Origin of the sequence: Stieleria mannarensis (genome assembly GCF_014154935.1) — a bacterium.
GTDB classification, from domain to species: domain Bacteria; phylum Planctomycetota; class Planctomycetia; order Pirellulales; family Pirellulaceae; genus Stieleria; species Stieleria mannarensis.
In genome coordinates this window covers 1-18749 of sequence record NZ_JACEHH010000088.1, presented here as the reverse complement: position 1 = coordinate 18749, position 18749 = coordinate 1, and the positions used below count along the sequence as shown (strand labels likewise).

At 56.2% G+C, this 18749-nt stretch carries 15 protein-coding genes and 1 pseudogene; 13 read left to right on the top strand and 3 right to left on the bottom strand.

Features of this window, described 5'->3' with window-relative positions:
- The 3 genes from H1B37_RS31705 to H1B37_RS31695 form a co-directional block, all read right to left on the bottom strand.
- On the bottom strand, positions 1-701 hold a 701-nt coding region (locus H1B37_RS31705), incomplete at its 3' end, for a hypothetical protein (RefSeq protein WP_220498475.1).
- Between the two features lie 19 nt (positions 702-720).
- Positions 721-1398 (bottom strand): class I SAM-dependent methyltransferase, encoded by a 678-nt coding sequence (locus tag H1B37_RS31700; protein ID WP_220498474.1) that lies wholly within the window; start codon positions 1396-1398, stop codon positions 721-723.
- 2 nt (positions 1399-1400) lie between these two features.
- Complete coding sequence (locus H1B37_RS31695) at positions 1401-1820, bottom strand: hypothetical protein (protein WP_182871292.1); 420 nt, start codon at positions 1818-1820, stop codon at positions 1401-1403.
- 18 nt (positions 1821-1838) lie between these two features.
- Here H1B37_RS31695 and H1B37_RS34675 point away from each other — a divergent pair.
- From H1B37_RS34675 to H1B37_RS31635, 13 genes and pseudogenes are all read left to right on the top strand, one after another.
- Positions 1839-2114: pseudogene (locus H1B37_RS34675) on the top strand (anti-sigma factor family protein); the annotation flags it as partial.
- 108 nt (positions 2115-2222) lie between these two features.
- Complete coding sequence (locus H1B37_RS31690; RefSeq protein ID WP_286178445.1) at positions 2223-2918, top strand: hypothetical protein; 696 nt, start codon at positions 2223-2225, stop codon at positions 2916-2918.
- 9 nt (positions 2919-2927) lie between these two features.
- Complete coding sequence (locus tag H1B37_RS31685; protein ID WP_182871290.1) at positions 2928-5285, top strand: heavy metal-binding domain-containing protein; 2358 nt, start codon at positions 2928-2930, stop codon at positions 5283-5285.
- A gap of 6 nt (positions 5286-5291) precedes the next feature.
- A complete protein-coding gene (locus H1B37_RS31680; protein ID WP_146578128.1) occupies positions 5292-5645 on the top strand; it encodes a four helix bundle protein in 354 nt (117 codons plus the stop codon).
- 2 nt (positions 5646-5647) lie between these two features.
- On the top strand, positions 5648-9640 hold the full coding sequence (locus H1B37_RS31675; RefSeq protein ID WP_182871289.1) for an efflux RND transporter permease subunit: 3993 nt from the start codon (positions 5648-5650) through the stop codon (positions 9638-9640).
- A gap of 188 nt (positions 9641-9828) precedes the next feature.
- Entirely contained in the window at positions 9829-10227 is a 399-nt protein-coding gene (locus H1B37_RS33500; protein ID WP_220498476.1) for a hypothetical protein, read from the top strand.
- A 170-nt stretch (positions 10228-10397) separates the two neighbouring features.
- A complete protein-coding gene (locus H1B37_RS31665; protein WP_182871288.1) occupies positions 10398-12095 on the top strand; it encodes an efflux RND transporter periplasmic adaptor subunit in 1698 nt (565 codons plus the stop codon).
- A gap of 12 nt (positions 12096-12107) precedes the next feature.
- Positions 12108-15350 carry an efflux RND transporter permease subunit gene (locus H1B37_RS31660; protein ID WP_182871287.1) on the top strand — a complete coding sequence of 1081 codons (3243 nt, stop codon included), beginning with the start codon at positions 12108-12110 and terminating at the stop codon, positions 15348-15350.
- A gap of 30 nt (positions 15351-15380) precedes the next feature.
- Positions 15381-15743, top strand: a complete 363-nt coding sequence (locus H1B37_RS31655; RefSeq protein ID WP_145295156.1) for an RND transporter — start codon at positions 15381-15383, stop codon at positions 15741-15743.
- A 184-nt stretch (positions 15744-15927) separates the two neighbouring features.
- Positions 15928-16275 carry a heavy-metal-associated domain-containing protein gene (locus tag H1B37_RS31650; protein ID WP_196784632.1) on the top strand — a complete coding sequence of 116 codons (348 nt, stop codon included), beginning with the start codon at positions 15928-15930 and terminating at the stop codon, positions 16273-16275.
- Positions 16276-16500: 225 nt separating this feature from the next.
- On the top strand, positions 16501-16824 hold the full coding sequence (locus H1B37_RS31645) for a thioredoxin family protein (RefSeq protein ID WP_196784631.1): 324 nt from the start codon (positions 16501-16503) through the stop codon (positions 16822-16824).
- A gap of 224 nt (positions 16825-17048) precedes the next feature.
- Positions 17049-18080: a cytochrome P450 gene (locus tag H1B37_RS31640; RefSeq protein WP_286178441.1), complete on the top strand. Its 1032-nt coding sequence runs from the start codon at positions 17049-17051 to the stop codon at positions 18078-18080.
- Positions 18077-18721: a cation diffusion facilitator family transporter gene (locus H1B37_RS31635; protein WP_174820141.1), complete on the top strand. Its 645-nt coding sequence runs from the start codon at positions 18077-18079 to the stop codon at positions 18719-18721. The genes H1B37_RS31640 and H1B37_RS31635 overlap by 4 nt, the downstream gene beginning before the upstream one ends.
- Positions 18722-18749: the final 28 nt, after the last annotated feature.

Here is an 18749-nt window from a genome sequence, read left to right as displayed (position 1 = left end):
GCAGCATCGGCAAGCGTCGATTTGAAAACGCCCTCGCGGACTTGTTCCCCTTTGGCGGTGTAGTACTTGGTGAGGTACTGGTCGGGTGAGGCTTCGACTTTCTTGGTACAGCCCGCACAGCAGACGAAGAGTGACTTGTCACCGATTGTGATCTTGGGTGGCTTTCCCATGCTGCCGAGCGGTTGGCCGCTGACGGGGCATGTGGCTTGGAGGCTGATGAGGAGTTCATCAGAGAGCTTACCGCTGGCGAGTTTGCCCATCGCGTGGAATACCAGTGGCTGGCTTCCGATGCTGGTGATCTCGACGTTCATGTGCAACGGTTGGTCGACGACTTTGGAAAGGTCGACGCCGACTCCAATCGCGAGATTCTTGAGCGTTTTGAGTTGGTAGGTGTATTCCTTCTCGCTGTCGCCGACTCGAAGTTTCAGTGTACCGGTCGCGTCGGGCGGGGCGATGGGTTGATCGTTCTTGCCAAGAATCATGAACATGATGCCTTTGTCGGCAATCACCGTTTCGACTCGGCGGTCGCCAACGGTTTGCACAGTGCCACTGTGTGGGCCAGTTGCCTTAGTGGCGTGGCTGTGGCCAGCGTGGTCGTGTGCCGCGTGGTCGTGTGGTGCGGCGGCGTCTTGGGCGGTTGCGAAAGACGAAATCGTCAGTAGCGTGGCGACTGCTATCGCGGCAGTAAATAGATGTCTCATGGGGATGCTCCGTTAGAAATTAGCTGAGGTGGTGATAGACGTGGAAGATGGCTGATCCGTATTCGTAAACAAGCGATTGCTTTAAGAGTTCGTCGTCCTCCAGCAACTCGGGGAAACGAAACTCGTCGATGATCAGCCATAAATCCCGTGGATGATCGTTGAGTGACTGCCGGATCATTTTCAGAAAAGTCTTGGTGACCGGTTGGTCGAAAGGCGAATACAAAAAGAAGACGGTTTCGCTGCCGTCCATCTGATAGTCGAGGATGTTGGTGCAGACGACTTCGATCGAGCTTGCGGTGGGCGTGTTTTCTCGGAAGATCGCGACGTTACGCTCGGCGATCTCGCACAATGAGGGCGAGATTTCCAAGCCGACGACTTGGTCGAAGCCGTGTTCAGCGGCGAGAAGTAAAATCCGACCCTTGCCGCAGCCGACGTCGACAAAGACGCCTTCGCGAGGCAGATCGAGCTTGGCCATGATCTTGCGAAAGTATCGAGCACGCGTCGGCTTGTACTTGTCGGCGTGCTGTTTATCTTCGTCGCTGATGTCTAAGTCGTTGATCGCGACTTCGGATCGTGTGTCGAGTTGGTGTCGACGATCGAAAACGTAGTCGTCGACCACGCTCAAGACACTTTGCAGCGAATTAGATGGGCCTTTGGTGAAGGCACGTTTCACAAACTCTGTTGCCGCCATCAACATGCTCACTTCAACTTGGCGAGGTACTTCTCGGGATCGGCGAGCAGTTTGTCTTTGCAGCCGTCGCAGCAAATCCACACTGACTTGCCGTTCACATCGACCTTTTCAGGGGCTCCCATCGTTCCGAGCATCTCGCCGCTGACGGGGCACATGTGCTGAGCCATGGCGGACTTGTAGTCTTCCGGCGAAAGTTCTTTCAAACCGGGCATCATCTTGGCCATCGGCGAATCGGAATCGGCGGTGGCGTGGTCGCCATGATCGTGATCGGCGTGGTCGCCATGGTCATGGTCTGCGTGATCCTCGGCCGTGTCGCTGGCGGGAGTCGCCGGTGGCGTCACAGGATCGGGTTCCGGGGAGCTGCAGCCGTAAATGCCGAGAATGAGCAGCCCGCCGAGTAGAAACGGGATGAATTTCGTGAGTCGCATGGGGTTTTGCCTTCGCGGATGAGGAGGGCGAATTTTTCGATTGACGTGCATTTGGATACTTGGGCGGTCGCTTTCTTCACGCCGTGCGGAAAGAATTCTGCAAATTCACTGAAATGCGTGAATAAACACGTACTTCGGGCATCAAAAACACATCAGCAGAAGCGTCTCCCAGAGAATGAGTGGGTTATGTCAACCAACGATTGCAAAACTGTGCAGCCAGACCTGTCGGCTTATCACGACGGCGAGCTTGCGGCTGGACGAGCGGCAACGGTGGCGAAACACGTTGAGTCATGCGAATCGTGTGCGGCAGAGCTGAGTTCGTTCAGGTCAATCGGGTCGAATTTCGCTCAAACGCCCATCCCAGCAAAGCCGTCTAGTCTGTGGCAGCGAATTGAGCGTGAATTGCCGACGGCCGTTGAGCCGGTGACACTGTCGCGACGGTTTAGCGTTTGGATTCGCGAGTCGCCGTATGGCGCGGGGCTGGTGTCGATGGCCGCGTCCGTTTTGGTTCTATTGGGTGCAGGTCTGTGGTACGGCGGCGGCAACAATCACAACATGGCCAGCAGTGGTGCGATGGCGACGCACGGCACCGATGGACATTCGCCTGATGGTGAGATGTCAGCCGAACACATGGTCGAGTTCGCTGGCGTGATGGACGAATACTTGAAGAAGCTGCCCAGCGATCCAGACGCAGCGGAACGAATGCTGCTTACCAAGTACGACGGTGAGAAAGTCGACGCGGACGGAGCAGTTAAGTTGGTCGGCTATCGACCGATCGTCTCGGGCGGATTGCCCGAGGGATATTCGTTGGCATCAACCAGCGTCTTGAAAATGCCTTGTTGCACGTGCGTAAAGGCGGTTTGCAAACGCAACGACGGTTCGACGTTGGTTCTATTTGAACACGACGACGAAGAGACGGCTTGGTTTGGCGATCGCCGCCAAAGCATGGCAACGTGCGGCGACAAAGATTGCTGCCTCGTCGATCTCGATTCCAGCATCGCGGCAACTTGGAAGCAAGGCACTCGAAGCGTCACCGCCGTCGGTGTTCGCGACCAAGATGAAGTGGCGAAGCTGGTGACCTGGTTAGACAAATCCTAAAGCGAACTCATGAACGAATTCTTCAAACAACACCGCGGGAAACTCTGGATTGCACAAGCGGTGGCGTTTGTGCTGCTCGGTGTCTTCGTCGCTTCTTGGTTTGGCGGCGGCTCGGATGAGCCGAATGTGTCCTCGAATTCCGGTACGTCGAATTCGGAGGCCATGCAAGGGAAACCGTCGATTTGGACTTGTTCGATGCATCCGCAAATCCGTCGCGATGGTCCGGGCAGTTGTCCGATCTGCGGGATGGACTTGGTTCCGGTCAGAGAATCGGCCGACGGTGTTCGCACCGTTTCGATCAGCTCTGAGATCAAGAGCCTAATGAACGTTCAGGTCAGCCCCGTGCGTCGGCAATACGTGACGGCCGATGTTCGGATGGTGGGCAAGATCGAGTACGACGAAACACGACTTGCCCACATCACGGCTTGGGTTCCCGGCAGGCTCGAACGCATGTTCGTTGACTATACGGGCGTCGAAGTCAACAAGGGCGACCACATGGTGCAAATCTACAGCGAGGCACTCTACACCGCACAGGAAGAGTTGCTTGCCGCCACTCGGCGGGACCGGCCGCAAAGCTCATCGCGTTTCATCGAACCACTCGATCTTGCCGAATCCGCTCGCGAGAAATTGCGGTTGCTGGGACTGACGCCAGAACAGATTCAGACAATCGAGCAACGTGGTAAGTCATCCGAAACCGTAACGATCTATTCGCCGGTCGGCGGCGTGGTCGTCGGCAAGTTGAAACAAGAAGGTGATCGCGTACAGACCGGCGACCGCATCTACACTGTCGCTGATTTGAACCACTTGTGGGTTCAAATGGATGCTTACGAATCGGACCTAGCTTGGTTGCGATACGGGCAAGACGTCGAGTTCACGACCGAAGCTTATCCGGGCGAGGTTTTTCACGGACGCATCGCGTTCATCGACCCGGTGTTGAACGAAGATACGCGAACAGTGAAGGTTCGCGTGAACGTCAGCAACGATGACGGCCGACTGAAGCCGGAGATGTTCGTGCGGGCGATCGTGAAGAGCAACGTCGCGGCGGGCGGCCGAGTGCTTGATGCGTCGTTAGCTGGAAAGTGGATCAGCCCGATGCATCCCGAGATCGTGAAAGATCAACCGGGCGACTGCGACATTTGCGGGATGCCATTGGTACGGGCCGAATCATTGGGCTATGTCACTGCGGAACCGACCGATGCTGCGAAGCCGTTGATCGTACCGACGTCAGCGGTGTTGCTAACCGGCACACGAGCGATCGTCTACGTTCAGATTCCCGACGCAGACAAGCCGACTTATGAAGGTCGGGAGATTGTGATCGGTCCGCGAGCAGGTGAATTCTATCTGGTGAAGTCCGGTCTCAACGAAGGCGACCTCGTTGTGACCAACGGAAACTTCAAGCTCGACAGTGCGCTGCAGATTTCTGCGAAGCCCTCGATGATGACACCTCAAGGTGGCGGCGGCGGTGGACACAACCACGGCGGTATGGAAATGCCAAAGGCAGACGAAGGTGTCACGATGAACGCGAGTCCGATGGAGTTGGTGCCAGCGGTACGTGATGCGATGCAAGGCATTGTTGAGCAATACAAAACGATTCAAGAAAAGGTCGAAGCAGCGAACCTCGCAGAGATTCGTGCCGGCTACGACGAACTGGGTAAAGCGGTCGAGGCGTTGCCAGCAGACTTGATCGGCCCCGACATGCGACCGCAATGGTTCGAGATTGCGATGTTATTGCGGAACGACGTCACCGAAGGCCGTGAGACCAATTCCATGCGTGAAGCCGATCGGGTGTTCGCGTTGACTCGCCAGCACGTCGATCAAATGAAGACGCAATTCCCGTTGCCGATGTCTCACGATGAAATGCAGATGCCAGCGATGGCGAACATGGATGCTCCGCCAGAAGTGACCCAGCAATTAGACGGCTTTGTCGGTCCTTATTTGGGACTTGGTAAGGCGCTCGCGGCCGACGATCTGGAGGGTGCGAAGCAAGCCGTCGAGCCGTTGCATCAGCGATTGGCTTCATTGCTGCCGATCGTCTCTGAGTCCAAAGCGGTCGAAATGTGGAACAAAGAGAAACGCGACTTGTCCGAGATCGTCGCAAGAATGCAGAAAGCAAGCGACCTCGCCGCCTTGCGGAGCGGATTCGCGTTGCTGTCTGAGCAGATGCTGAGCCTGGAGCGGATGTTCGGCCTTCCCACCGACGCGGCTCTTTACGAACTGCATTGCCCGATGGCGTTTGAGGGACGTGGTGCATCGTGGATTCAGTCTGACGATGCAGTTCGCAATCCGTACTACGGCCCGTCGATGCTGAAGTGTGCGGATCGAGTTGAGAGTTTAGGGTCGAGAGTTGAGAGCGAGGAGAGCAAGTAAACGTCTATGTTTGGTTTTGAAAAGCTCGATGTTTGGCAGAAGTCCGTTGATTTGGCTGATGAAGTCTATCGACTGACGCGCGAGTTCCCCGACTACGAGAAGTTTGGTTTGGCAAATCAAATGCGACGAGCTGCTGTGTCAATCTCATCGAATATCGCCGAGGGTAGTGGTCGCGAATCAAAAAAGGATTTTGCTCGGTTTCTTCAGATTGCCTACGGATCTGTCATGGAGGTCGTGTCGCAACTTCATATCGCTCAACGGCAAGAGTTCATTCCGAAAGAAGATGCACGGAAGCTGTATCAGGATTGCGAAGAAATCGCACGAATGATTAGCGGCCTGAAACGTAGTCTGGGCGTCTAGGTATGCCTAACTCTCAACTCTCAACTCCCGACTCTCAACTAGACGAAGCGAAGCGGAGTCTGCTCGGCCGGCTGATCTGGTTCTGCTTGACCAATAAGCTCGTTGTGTTGTTGCTGGTCATTGCCACGCTAGGCTGGGGCGTCATGGTCGCGCCGTTTGACTGGGACACCGGCGTGTTGCCTCGCGATCCCGTGCCGGTCGACGCGATTCCCGACATTGGCGAGAACCAACAAATTGTGTTCACGCAGTGGATGGGTCGCAGCCCACAGGACGTCGAGGACCAGATCGGTTATCCGTTGACGGTCGCACTGTTGGGCATTCCCGAAGTCAAGACGATCCGCAGCTACTCGATGTTCGGGTTCTCGTCGATCTACATCATCTTCGGCGAAGACGCGGACTTCTATTGGTCGCGAACGCGAGTGCTGGAAAAGCTGAACAGCTTGCCCGCCGGTACCTTGCCCGATGGCGTGCAACCGACTCTCGGACCGGACGCGACGGCACTTGGACAGATTTATCTCTACACACTCGAAGGCCGTGATCCTGATGGCAAGCCGACGGGTGGTTGGGACTTGCGAGAGCTGCGAACGATTCAGGACTACTACGTTCGCTACTCTTTGACTTCAGCGGAAGGGATCAGTGAAGTCGCGTCGATCGGCGGATTCGTTCAGGAATACCAAATCGACGTTGATCCCGATGCGATGCGGGCCGCTGGAGTGACGCTTGCGAAGGTGTTCGAGTCGATCCGCATGACGAACGTTGATGTCGGTGCTCGGACGATCGAACTGAACAAGGCGGAATACGTCATCCGCGGTCTCGGCTTCATCGAGGATATCGAAGACATCGAGAAGACGGTCGTAAAAGTGACGGACAACGTGCCGATCACGGTGGCCGACGTAGCCAACGTGTCGCTTGGACCGGCATTACGGCGTGGTGCGCTCGACAAGGCCGGTGCGGAAGCCGTCGGCGGAGTCGCGGTGGTACGCTACGGATACAACCCGCTGGCAGCGATCAAGAACATCAAACAGCGTATCAAGGAAGTTTCGCCGGGCCTGCCGACGAAGGTGCTTGTCGATTACACAAAGACGTCGGCCGATGAAGTTGATCTCTACGCCGACCGGCATGACCTGGAAACGATCACGGGAGCGACGGCCAGTAGCGATGCCTGGGTCAAGCATCTTCGTGGCATGCCCCAAGAACAGTGGCCGACATGGATTACGACCAGTCAAGTCGCGGTCGTGCCCTTCTACGATCGCACGGGGTTGATCTACGAGACGCTGGGCACGTTGAACACAGCGCTGTTTGAAGAAATCCTCGTGACAATCATCGTGATCCTGGTGATGGTCGTCCACCTACGCAGCTCATTTCTTATTAGTGCGCTACTACCGCTGGCCGTTTTGATGTGCTTCATCGCCATGAAGACGTTTGGCGTGGACGCAAACATCGTGGCGTTGTCCGGCATCGCGATTGCGATCGGGACGATGGTCGATATGGGGATTATTCTCACCGAGAACATTCTCAAATACCTGGATGAAGCTGCGCCCGAAGACGACAAAATGACGGTGATCTTCAAAGCGGCTCACGAAGTCGCCGGTGCGGTGCTGACCGCCGTGACAACGACCGTGGTCAGTTTTCTGCCAGTATTCACGATGATCGGTGCGGAAGGAAAGCTGTTTCGTCCGCTCGCATTCACCAAGACGTTTGCACTCGCGGCATCCGTCATTGTGGCGCTGACAATCATTCCGCCAGCCGCCCACGTGTTGATGGGCGGGCGCATTGAGTCAAAGAGTTTGCGTCGTGGGGCTTGGTTCGCGTTACTGATTCTCGGAATTGCGGCGTCGATGATGTTGACGTGGTGGGTCGGTGCAATCTTGATCGTGCTGTCCGCATACAAACTGTACGAAGAACGGATTCCTGAGCGTTACCACCGTTCCGGACCGTACGCGGCCAGTGCACTCGCGGCGATAGTCGTCGGTATTCTGCTGACTCAGGAATGGTTGCCGCTGGGGCCGCAGAAAGGTTTGCTACTGAATCTCCTGTTCGTTGGCGGATTGATTGGTGGCATCCTCGGATTCTTTACCGTCTTTCAACGATTCCTGTACGAACCGATCCTGCGTTGGTGCCTGAATCACAAGCTCGCGTTTCTCTGCTTGCCAACTGCGATCCTGTTGTTCGGTGGATCGGCTTGGTTGGGTTTCGACAAGGTCTTCGGTTTCGTCCCCAAGACGCTCTCGATGGTTGGCGTTTCTGATTCGACTGTTCGGGAGTCCGGTCCTTGGAGAACAGCAACCGGCGTGCTACCGGGACTCGGCAAAGAATTCATGCCGCCGCTCGATGAAGGTTCGTTCCTCTACATGCCCACCACGATGCCTCACGCTTCGATCGGTGAAGCGATGGACGTGTTGCAGTTGCAGAACCAATTGCTCGTGTCGATCCCCGAAGTCGAATCGGTCGTCGGCAAGATCGGTCGCGCCGACACGCCGCTCGATCCGGCACCCGTGTCGATGATCGAAACCTACATCACCTACAAGTCGGAATACAAAACCGACGAAGACGGTCACCGGCTGAACTTCCGATATGACACGGAAGCAAACGAGTATGTCCGCGACGACGACGGTGAGCTGATCCTTGATCCCACCGGTCGTCCGTTCCGACAATGGCGCGACGAAATTCGCACGCCTGACGACGTTTGGCAAGCGATCACGACGGCGGCCCAGATTCCAGGCACGACGTCCGCCCCTAAATTGCAACCGATCGCGGCTCGGATCGTGATGCTGCAGAGCGGCATGCGTGCGCCGATGGGGATGAAGGTGAAAGGCCCGGACCTGGAAACGATCGAGCGGGTTGCCTTGGAATTGGAATCGCTGTTGAAGCAAATTCCAACGGTCCAATCGTCAGCCGTCATCGCTGACCGCATCGTCGGTAAGCCGTACTTGGAGATCGACATCGACCGCGATGCGATCAAGAGATACGGACTGCACATTCGCAGCGTGCAGGACGTGATCGAGGTTGCGATTGGCGGCCGGCAGATTACGAAGACAGTCGAAGGCCGTGAGCGTTTCCCAGTGCGAGTTCGTTACGCCCGCGAACTGCGGGACGATCTCGAATCGCTCGAACGGATTCTGGTCCCAACGCCGATGGGATCGCAGATTCCGCTCGGACAACTCGCCGACATTCGTTACACGCGCGGCCCGCAGGTCATCAAGAGCGAAGACACGTTCTTGCTGGGCTACGTGCTGTTCGACAAGAAGGCCGGCGAAGCAGAAGTCGACGTCGTCGAGGATGCTCAGGCATTTTTGCAATCGAAGATTGACTCGGGCGAGTTCACGCTGCCCGCCGGAGTCACCTACACGTTCGCGGGCAACTACGAAAACCAAATCCGATCGCAAAAAACGCTGGCAATCGTGTTGCCACTCGCACTCGGGATCATCTTCTTGATTCTGTACCTGCAATTCAAATCAGCCATCACAACATCGCTAGTCTTCAGTGGCATCCTGATCGCGTGGGCCGGCGGTTTCATCATGTTGTGGTTGTACGGGACCGAATGGTTCCTCGATTTCAGCTTACTCGGCACCAACATGCGTGAGCTGTTCCAAGTCAAAACGATCAACCTAAGTGTTGCCGTTTGGGTCGGATTCCTAGCCCTGTTTGGTATCGCCAGCGACGATGGCGTCGTGATCGCATCGTACCTTGACGAAAGCTTCCGCAAGGATCGCATCGAGAACGCCCAGCACGCCCGCGAAGCCACCGTGACCGCCGGCATGAGGCGCGTTCGACCGTGTTTAATGACCACGGCGACGACAATTCTGGCTTTGATTCCAATCCTGACATCGACCGGCCGTGGCAGCGACATCATGGTGCCGATGGCGATCCCCAGTTTCGGCGGCATGGTCATCGCAATCATCACGATGTTCATCGTGCCGGTTTTGTATTGCAGTGCGATGGAGTGGAAGTTGCGGCTGGGTATCCGAGACGAACGCTTTGCGAAGGACGCTTGAGGGAAGCTGGGTTAATCAGACTCCCAAGTGGGCGTGTTGGTATGCGAATTGCTTAATTTGCGGCTGGCCATGCAAGAATGACAGAACAACGCGGCAAGCATTTGCCGATAAACTGGACTGGTCGCAAGGCTAGTTGTAGCCTACAATCTTTTTGATGGCCTACCTATTAGGAAGAACCAACTGACACGATGTTTCGGCTGCTTTTACTATCGTTTATCGCATTGCGAGTTGTCGCGTGCCCGGTGTTTTGCCTGGGTGGGTCTGATGATCGTTTTGTGAGCGATGTGGCAGTTGAGCATCATTCTTGCGGCTGTTCTGGTGAACAGAACTCGCCTTGCGATGATGATGGCGTTCCACCAGCCGATCCGCCTTGCCCTTGCGAAACGGGATGCGAGTGTCAGGTCACGCCTGAGCTGAACCATCGGACGATGGCTGATTTTCAGCTCGCCTTGGATCTCGCTCCGCTGAAATGGGAGACGCTTGATCTCTCCGAGGTCTTGGTTTCTCGATTCGAGCATCAGCCTCATCCATTCGATCTTTTGACGGGTCGCTCGGTGCGCGTCGCGCACTCTTCTTGGCTGCTCTAAGCCGCGACTAGGTCTCTTCGTCTGCTGACCGGCGAACTCGGTTTGTAATTCCGGCTACGGATTTTCGCGCTTGGGTTCTCCCTTCTGGTTGGCTGCGATTTTAGTCGTTGTATGCGCTCGCGGTTGTTGCGTGCGCTGCTTGCACCGTCTTCAGCCAGCAAGGTTTTCCAATGAGTCATCCGATTCCCCATGCGCCGAGAAAAAGTCCTCGGCAAGAACCCGTGAAGCCGTCCGTCAACGGACACAAGGTTCCAGACGCCAAAACTGAAATTACTCAGGACGGGAAATCGAAACCTCGCGGTCCCGTTCGCCGCGGTATCTCGTTCGTGCTCGGTAGTATCGGACCGACGCTGGTTCTGGCCGGTTTCGCTGCCGTGTTTTGGTATGGGCATCACAACGATTGGCGGATTCCCAAATTCGCCGCGTTAACCGGCGAAGTCGAACCGGTTGTCGATGATTGGTGTGAAGAACACGCGGTGCCGGAGTCCATTTGCGTCGAGTGCGATCCGACGTTGATGGCAAAAGGACCAGACTACGGTTGGTGTTCGGATCATGGCGTTCACAACTGCGTGCTGGATCATCCCGATGTCGCGCAGCTCAAGCAGCCGCCATCGCGGGGCGAGCTTGCGGCGGACTTGCAGCGTGCGGCCCGTGCGTTGGCGATTGCCCCGCGCAAGGAAAACAACAGTGGTTGCAACCTCTACCAAACGCGGATTCAGTTCGCGTCGATTGAAGCTGTGATGCAGGCGGGCGTTGATGTCGAACTTGTTGAGCGGCATCCGATCGTGGAGTCGATCGTCGGCAATGGTGAGATTGTCTACGACCCGACGCGGCAAGCCAAACTGGCCTCTCGCGTGCCGGGCAGCGTTTGGAGAGTTTTCAAGAACGTGGGGGACAAGGTTTCCGAAGGCGAGGTGCTGGCGGTCGTCGATGCCGTCGGGGTCGGCGAATTAAAAACGTCGCTGCTTCGTTCGCTTGCCGAAGAAAATTTGCAACAACAGAACGTGTCGCGTTTGACGGCGGCACGAAGCGCGATTGCGGGGGCGAGAGTTCTGGATGCCGAGGCGGCATTGGCAAAGGCACGAGCGGATGTCTTGAGTGCGGAGCAATCGTTGCGAAATCTGGGGTTGCCGGTTGACGTCAAACGGCTTCGGGGAATGGACGAACAATGGGTGCTCGACGAACTGCGGTTTATCGGCATTCCTTCGTCAATCCGCTCGCAACTCGATGCACAAAGTGCCACTGCCAACTTGCTGCCGATCGCGTCGCCGATGGATGGAATCGTAATCGAGCGAACAGTGACGCCGAGTGAGGTGGTCGATCCGTCGCGGATGCTGTTTCAAATCGGTGACACTCGCCAGATGTGGCTGCAACTAAGCGTGCCGCTGGAAAACATGAACCAAATCGCAATCGGACAACGCATCCGATTCACGCCCGATGGCAGTCGTCAGGACGTCGAAGGCGTGCTGGACTGGATCGACACGTCGGCCGATCAAGACACTCGCATGTTGGAGGTGCGGGCGGTGCTGGCCAATGATGGCGGGCGGCTTCGCAACGAAACATTCGGCATGGGAGAGATCATCCTGCGTGAGGAAGCCGATGCGATTGTCATTCCGACCGGAGCGTCACATTGGGAAGGCTGTTGCCAAGTCGTCTTTGTTCGCGACAAGGATTATTTCTCCGGCCCCGACAGCTACAAGCTGTTCCACGTCCGCTCGGTTCGATTGGGTGCCCAAAACGGCGACGTCACGGAAGTCATCTCCGGTGTCCTGCCCGGCGAGGTCATCGCGACCGCTGGTAGCGACGTGCTAAAGGCGCAGTTACTGAAAAACAATCTTGGTGCAGGCTGCGACTGCGTCGCTGAATAAAGGAGAGCACGGATGCTTAATTGGCTGATTGATTTTTCGCTCAAGCACCGCGGGTTGGTGATTGTGGCGGCGTTGTTGTTTGCGGTTGTCGGCGGTTTCTCGCTGCAACAACTCGACATTGACGCATTTCCCGATACGACTCCGGTACAGATTCAAATCAACACGGTTGCGCCGTCACTGGCCTCCGAAGAGATTGAACGCCAAATCACCTTTCCCGTCGAGCAAGCCATTAGCGGTTTGCCGGGACTGCACGAACTGCGGTCGATTTCCAAGTTCGGTTTGTCGCAAGTCGTGGTCATCTTTGATGATGGCATCGACATCTACTTCGCTCGGCAATTGATCAACGAAAGGCTTTCGACGGTGGAATTGCCCGACGGAATCGGGCGGCCCCAAATGGGACCGGTCTCCACGGGCTTGGGCGAGGTCTTTCACTACGTCGTGGTCAACGAAGGCGTTGATCTTTCGCAGGTGTCGCGCGAGCAACGCGTCAAGCAACTGACCGAACTTCGCACCATTCATGACTGGGTCATCAAGCCGCAGCTTCGTTCGGTGCGTGGTGTGGCGGAGGTCAACAGTTGGGGCGGATATGAAAAACAGTATCAGGTGCGGATCGACCCGGACCTACTGCTCAAATACGGACTGACGTTCGAGCAAGTCAGCGAGGCAATTCAGGAGAACAACGAAAACGTCGGCGGCGGTACGGTGACCGATGGCAGTGAGATGCTGTTGGTCCACGGTGTTGGTCGGACGGTGAACATTGCACAAATCGAAGAAGTCATCATCACGGCCAAAGACGGTGTGCCGGTTCGTGTTCGCGACGTGGCCGAGGTACAGATCGGTCACGAGATTCGTCGTGGTGCGGTCACGGCCAACGGTCGAGGCGAAGCCGTGCTGGGTCTCGGTTTCATGCTGATGGGCGAGAACAGTGACGAGGTCACATGGGCACTGAAGGAAAAGCTCGAACAGATTAAGGAAACCCTGCCTGCCGGTGTAACGATTCAAACGGTCTACGATCGGACGGAACTGATCGACCACGTCATCCATACCGTGCAGAAAAACTTGTTTGAGGGCGGCCTGCTGGTCATCGCCATCCTGTTCATTTTTCTTGGCAATTTGCGAGCCGGGTTGATCGTGGCTTTGGCGATTCCGTTGTCGATGCTGTTCGCGTTCTCGGGAATGTTGAAGTTTGGCATCGCCGCGAGTTTGCTCAGTCTCGGTGCGATCGACTTTGGATTGGTTGTCGATAGCAGTGTCGTGATGATCGAGAACTGCGTGCGGCATTTAGCACACAACCGGGACGGTAAGAGCCGCTTGGAGATTATTCGCGATGCAGCCATTGAAGTTCGCAAGCCGACGATGTTTGGCGAACTGATCATCATGATCGTCTATTTGCCGATCCTGACCCTGGAAGGCATCGAAGGAAAACTGTTTAGGCCGATGGCGTTGACCGTCATCATGGCACTCGCCGGTTCGATGATTCTTTCGCTGACGTTGATGCCCGTTTTGGCGAGCATCTTTTTGCCCAAAAACATCAAGGAAACGGAACCTTGGTTGATCCGCGTTCTGAAATGGCTGTACGCCCCGGTGCTGCGGTTCACCATGCATCACAAGGCGTTCGTGATTGGTTCGGCCGTGCTGTTGTTGGTCAGCGTTTTCACCCTCGTCGCACCTAACCTCGGCAGCGAGTTCGTGCCTCGACTTTCCGAAGGAGCCATTACGCTCAATGTTGTGCGTTTGGCGGGCACGCCGCTTGAAGAATCCATGCGTTACAACACGCGGATGGAGCAGGTGCTACTGGAAAAGTTCCCTGACGAAGTCAACCAAGTTTGGAGCCGCATCGGGACCGCCGAAGTCGCCACCGATCCGATGGGGACTGAACTTACCGACCTGTTCATCACGCTGCATCCCCGCGAGCAATGGACGCGGGCGGAAACGCAAGAGGAACTGACGACTCTGGTGCAACGGGAGCTTCGCGATTTGCCGGGGCCGCGTTTGGCGTTGTCGCAACCGATTGAGATGCGAATGAACGAGATGATCTCGGGCGTTCGCTCGGACGTCGCGGCAATCCTGTACGGCGATGATCTCGATCTGATGAACGAGAAAGCAATCGAGATTGAACGGGCATTGAATTCGATTGCCGGGGCTTCGGACGTGAAGATCGAGCAGATATCAGGTCAGCCGGTTTTGCAAATTCAAGTCAAACAGGATCAGATCGCTCGCTACGGTATCCCCGCCAGCACGGTGATGAACATCGTCCGCTCCTTGGGAAGCAATCATGTCGGCGAAGTCTACGAAGGGCAACTGCGATTTCCGTTGGTGATTCGATTGCCAGAAGAAGCAAGGTCTGACCCGGAAGCCATCGGTGAAATTTTGGTCGCGACGCCGTCGGGCCAACGCATTCCGCTTTCGCGTCTGGCCTCGATCGAGCGTGTGGAAGGTTTCAACACGATCAAACGCGACTGGTATCAACGTCGCATCACGATCGAGGCGAATGTGCGTGGCCGCGACCTTGGCAGTTTCGTCGCCGAGGCACAGCAAGTCGTCGATGCCAAGGTTCAATTGCCCGCCGGTCGCTATCGCATCGAGTGGGGTGGGCAGTTTGAAAACCTCGAGCGAGCACAGACGCGGTTGATGATCGTCGTGCCGATCGCGCTGCTGTTGATCTTGGCATTGCTCTACACAACGTACCGCAACTGGATCGACTCGTTTCGTGTGTTCACGGGCGTTCCCTTCGCATGGATCGGCGGCGTGCTGGCGTTGTGGATTCGCGACATGCCGTTTTCGATTTCGGCCGCTGTTGGCTTCATCGCCTTGTCCGGCGTCGCGGTGCTCGATGACATGCTGCTGGTTTCAACGATCCGACAACTGCGACGGCGTGGGCGTTCGCTGGATGAAGCCGTCGAGGAAGCGGCAATGACAAGATTGCGTCCGATCCTGATGACCACGTTGGTGGCCAGCCTCGGCTTTGTGCCGATGGCCTTCAGCACGGGCATGGGAGCGGAAGTGCAACGACCGCTGGCGACGGTCGTGATCGGTGGCGTTTGCAGCGCCATGATCATGAGCCTGCTTGTACTTCGTGTGCTTTACGTGGTCTTCAACATGCCCACCGAGAGCCACGATGACGATGGAGGAGACGATGACGGTCATTGTCTTGAGCCGGAAGAACCGACCGACCCGGAGGCCGGACTGGAGTTTGATGCTTCGCAAGAGCGAGAGTCACAACGTTGGTCCGAACCGACGACGGTCACCCCCTAGAAATTCGGCCCTGAGCCGAAGGAGAACAAGATGAATTGGATGATGAATGGACGCGGCCTGATGTTTGGTTTGCTGGTAACAGCGGCGATCGGACTGGCAGGATGCAATAGCGACGACGTTGCTACCGAACCGGGCGTGGCGGAACCCGTCGCGGCCACAAACGTGGACCACAGCCACGGTGGTTGGTGGTGCGTCGAACACGGCGTGCCCGAGGAGGAATGTCCCCGATGCGACAAAACGCTGGTGTCCGAGTTCAAGGAAGCGGGCGATTGGTGCGACGAGCACGAGCGTCCCGAGTCGCAGTGTTTCATTTGCAGCCCCAAACGCGCCGAAAAGTTTGTCGCACGTTACGAAGCGAAGACCGGTCACCAACCGCCCGAACCGACCGAGTAATTTGCTCGAGCCAAGTGGCTGGGGGTGTGGTGGCTTCGACCAGCCCGTTGAAAACGCTCGCTCCCAGTCACTCTTTCGTCCCAACTCCCAACTCAAAAGGAGATCGCCATGTGACACTCAGCCCCCATCCGAAAGGACTGACCATTTTGAAAACCACAATCTGTTACCTGGAAGGAATCTGAAAATGTACCGCACCTCCCTCTGCCTTGCCCTGACGTTCGCCTTTGCCGTTTGCATGACCGCCCAAAGCCGAGTGGCCAATGCCGCTGGTGCTTCGACGACCAAAACCACCATCACCTTGAAGGTTCTCACCTGCGAGAACTGCGCCAAGAAGGTGGCGGCCAAGTTGAACGAAGTTCCCGGCGTCGAAAGCGTCAAGACGGACGTCAAATCCAAGACCGCGACCGTCGTTCCCAAAAGCAACGCGACCCCGTCGCCGTTGAAACTTTGGGAAGCGATCGAGAAGGCCGGTAAGGAACCAGTGAAGCTCGTCGGGCCGAGCGGAACGTTCACGTCCAAACCGAAGCAATAGTCTCACACCGACTCTCAATTGATACGCCGCCGATGTGGAGACTTCTTCCGCATCGGCGGCAGTCGGCCAACGAATGTCGGAAGCCAACAACCACCTATGCCATTTCACCAAACTCACCACATCGCCGCCGCGTTGATCGCTCTCGTTTTGCTAACCGTCGGATGCGATCGCGACTCATCGCCAACGAATGTAGTTCCGTCACCGACCAGCGCGGGACCGATTCAGTTGACGGATGATTCGTTTCAAGCTGAAGTCCTTGAAAGCGAACTCCCGGTGTTGGTCGATATGTGGGCACCGTGGTGCCAGCCCTGCATCGCGATGAAGCCGACGATACAGCGACTTGCATCGGAGTTGTCCGGAGATGTGAAAGTGGCCGAATTGAACATTGAAGAGAACCCGTTCATTCAACAAAAGTATGACATTGACAAGTATCCGATGCTATTGATTTTCGTCGATGGCATCGAGGTGCAAAGACTTGTGGGAAGCGAAACCCACGAGCAACTACTCGACGCGCTATCAAATCATGTAGCCGTGGAGAAACAACGATGAGCAAGCTGCCTGTAGAAACAAGACTCGATAGCACACTTGCGCTCGCACGCAATCCGTACCGTTTTGTTTCGTCACGATGCGAGAAGTTCAACACCGACGCATTTGAAACTCGGCTGTTGCTGCAAAAGGTCATTTGCATACGAGGCGAGGAAGCCGCCAAGGCGTTTTACGACACCTCGCGTTTCACCCGCGTCGGTGTCGCTCCGCCGCGAATCGCCAAGACTTTGTTCGGACGCGGCGGGGTACAGGGCATGGACGGCAAGGCCCATCGTCATCGCAAGATGATGTTCATGTCGTTGCTGACCGAAGACAAAATTGGCGGACTGACGAGGCTTGCTCGTGACATTTGGAACCGTCGAATTCTGCAATGGTCACGCATGGATCAGGTCGTGCTTTACCGACAGGCTCAGGAAGTTCTCACCGAAGCGGTTTGTCAGTGGGCAGGCGTGCCGCTCGATCCCGCCGATGTGGATCGCAGGACCAGCGAGCTGGCGGCGCTTTTTGACTATGCAGGCGGTATTGGTCCAAACCATTGGTGGGCAAGGATCGCACGCAAACGCAACGAGGCTTGGCTGCGTGGAATCATCGAACAAATTCGTGCTGGAACCTATCAACCCCTCGAAGACACCGCCGCATTCATCGTCGCCAACCATCGCGATCTCGATGGAAACTTGCTCGACGCTCAAATCGCTGCGGTCGAGCTAAACAACATTTTGCGTCCAACGGTCGCCGTGTCGGCTTACATCGTTCAGTGTGCGCACGCCTTGAACGAGCATCCTGTGATTCGCGAACAACTTCGCGATGGCTCCCCGGATGATTTGCATTGCTTTGTGCAGGAGGTCCGGCGTTACTATCCATTCTTTCCGTTTGCCGGAGCAAAGGTGAAAGAATCATTCGAGTGGCACGGTTACCACTTTCCGAGCGGTCGGAAGGTGCTGCTGGACCTATACGGCACCAACCATGATCCACGTCCTTGGAACCAGCCAGAATCGTTCAGACCATCCCGTTTTCGCGAATGGGACGGGAATCCATTCACCTTGATACCTCAAGGCGGCGGCGATCACTACCAGAACCACCGCTGCCCCGGCGAATGGATCGCGATCGAGCAAATGAAAGCGGCCACCGACGTGCTCGTCAACCGATGCAGCTACGAGATCCCGGAACAGGATTTGCAAATTGCGATTGATCGACTTCCCGCCATTCCCGCTGACCACTTTGCCATGACGAACATTCAACTGCTAAGAGAAGTGCGATGAGCGAGGAACGAGCAAAATTGATACGCCGGGGTCGCAATGTCGAAATTGCCAGCCTGATCTACAACATCACCGAAGTGACCATTTCGCTAACGGCCGGATTCATGACGGGCAGTTCGGCGCTGATCAGTTGGGGCGTCGATAGCATCGTCGAAGCGAACTCCGCCGCGTTCATGATCTGGCAATTGAACGGCGAAGCCAAAGGTATCAACGAGCGAGACAAGCGGAAGAGAAAGAAGATCGCGTTAGGGGTTCTCTCGGGTGCCTTTACGATTGCTGTCTTATTCATCTGTTACGAGGCGATCAGCAAGTTCATCAGCCAAGAAACTGCGTCGATGTCGTGGTGGGGCATTGGCATCTTGCTGGTGTCGTTGGTCGTCAACCCGATGCTGGCATGGGGCAAGTATCGCTACGGCAAGAAGACCGATTCGGCGACTCTGAAATACGACGCCATTGACACGATGATCTGCGAGTACCAAACCATTGTCGTGCTGATCGGCGTCGGTCTGGTGCAGTGGCAAGGTTGGTGGTGGGCCGATCCGGTGGCTGCACTGTTGATCGTTCCCTATGTGGCTTGGGAAGCCTACGAGTCTGGACGCGACGCATGGCAAGTTCAAATCGACGAGGAAGACAACGATGAGTGATACAAACAACATGCAACTTAAAATTCAC

What these genes read in the sequence shown, in the direction of transcription:
- H1B37_RS31700 (WP_220498474.1), bottom strand. Translation starts at nt 1,398, where the DNA reads ATGTTGATGGCGGCAACAGAGTTTGTGAAACGTGCCTTCACCAAAGGC.
- H1B37_RS31695 (WP_182871292.1), bottom strand. Translation starts at nt 1,820, where the DNA reads ATGCGACTCACGAAATTCATCCCGTTTCTACTCGGCGGGCTGCTCATT.
- H1B37_RS31685 (WP_182871290.1), top strand. Translation starts at nt 2,928, where the DNA reads ATGAACGAATTCTTCAAACAACACCGCGGGAAACTCTGGATTGCACAA.
- H1B37_RS31680 (WP_146578128.1), top strand. Translation starts at nt 5,292, where the DNA reads ATGTTTGGTTTTGAAAAGCTCGATGTTTGGCAGAAGTCCGTTGATTTG.
- H1B37_RS31675 (WP_182871289.1), top strand. Translation starts at nt 5,648, where the DNA reads ATGCCTAACTCTCAACTCTCAACTCCCGACTCTCAACTAGACGAAGCG.
- H1B37_RS33500 (WP_220498476.1), top strand. Translation starts at nt 9,829, where the DNA reads ATGTTTCGGCTGCTTTTACTATCGTTTATCGCATTGCGAGTTGTCGCG.
- H1B37_RS31665 (WP_182871288.1), top strand. Translation starts at nt 10,398, where the DNA reads ATGAGTCATCCGATTCCCCATGCGCCGAGAAAAAGTCCTCGGCAAGAA.
- H1B37_RS31660 (WP_182871287.1), top strand. Translation starts at nt 12,108, where the DNA reads ATGCTTAATTGGCTGATTGATTTTTCGCTCAAGCACCGCGGGTTGGTG.
- H1B37_RS31655 (WP_145295156.1), top strand. Translation starts at nt 15,381, where the DNA reads ATGAATTGGATGATGAATGGACGCGGCCTGATGTTTGGTTTGCTGGTA.
- H1B37_RS31650 (WP_196784632.1), top strand. Translation starts at nt 15,928, where the DNA reads ATGTACCGCACCTCCCTCTGCCTTGCCCTGACGTTCGCCTTTGCCGTT.
- H1B37_RS31635 (WP_174820141.1), top strand. Translation starts at nt 18,077, where the DNA reads ATGAGCGAGGAACGAGCAAAATTGATACGCCGGGGTCGCAATGTCGAA.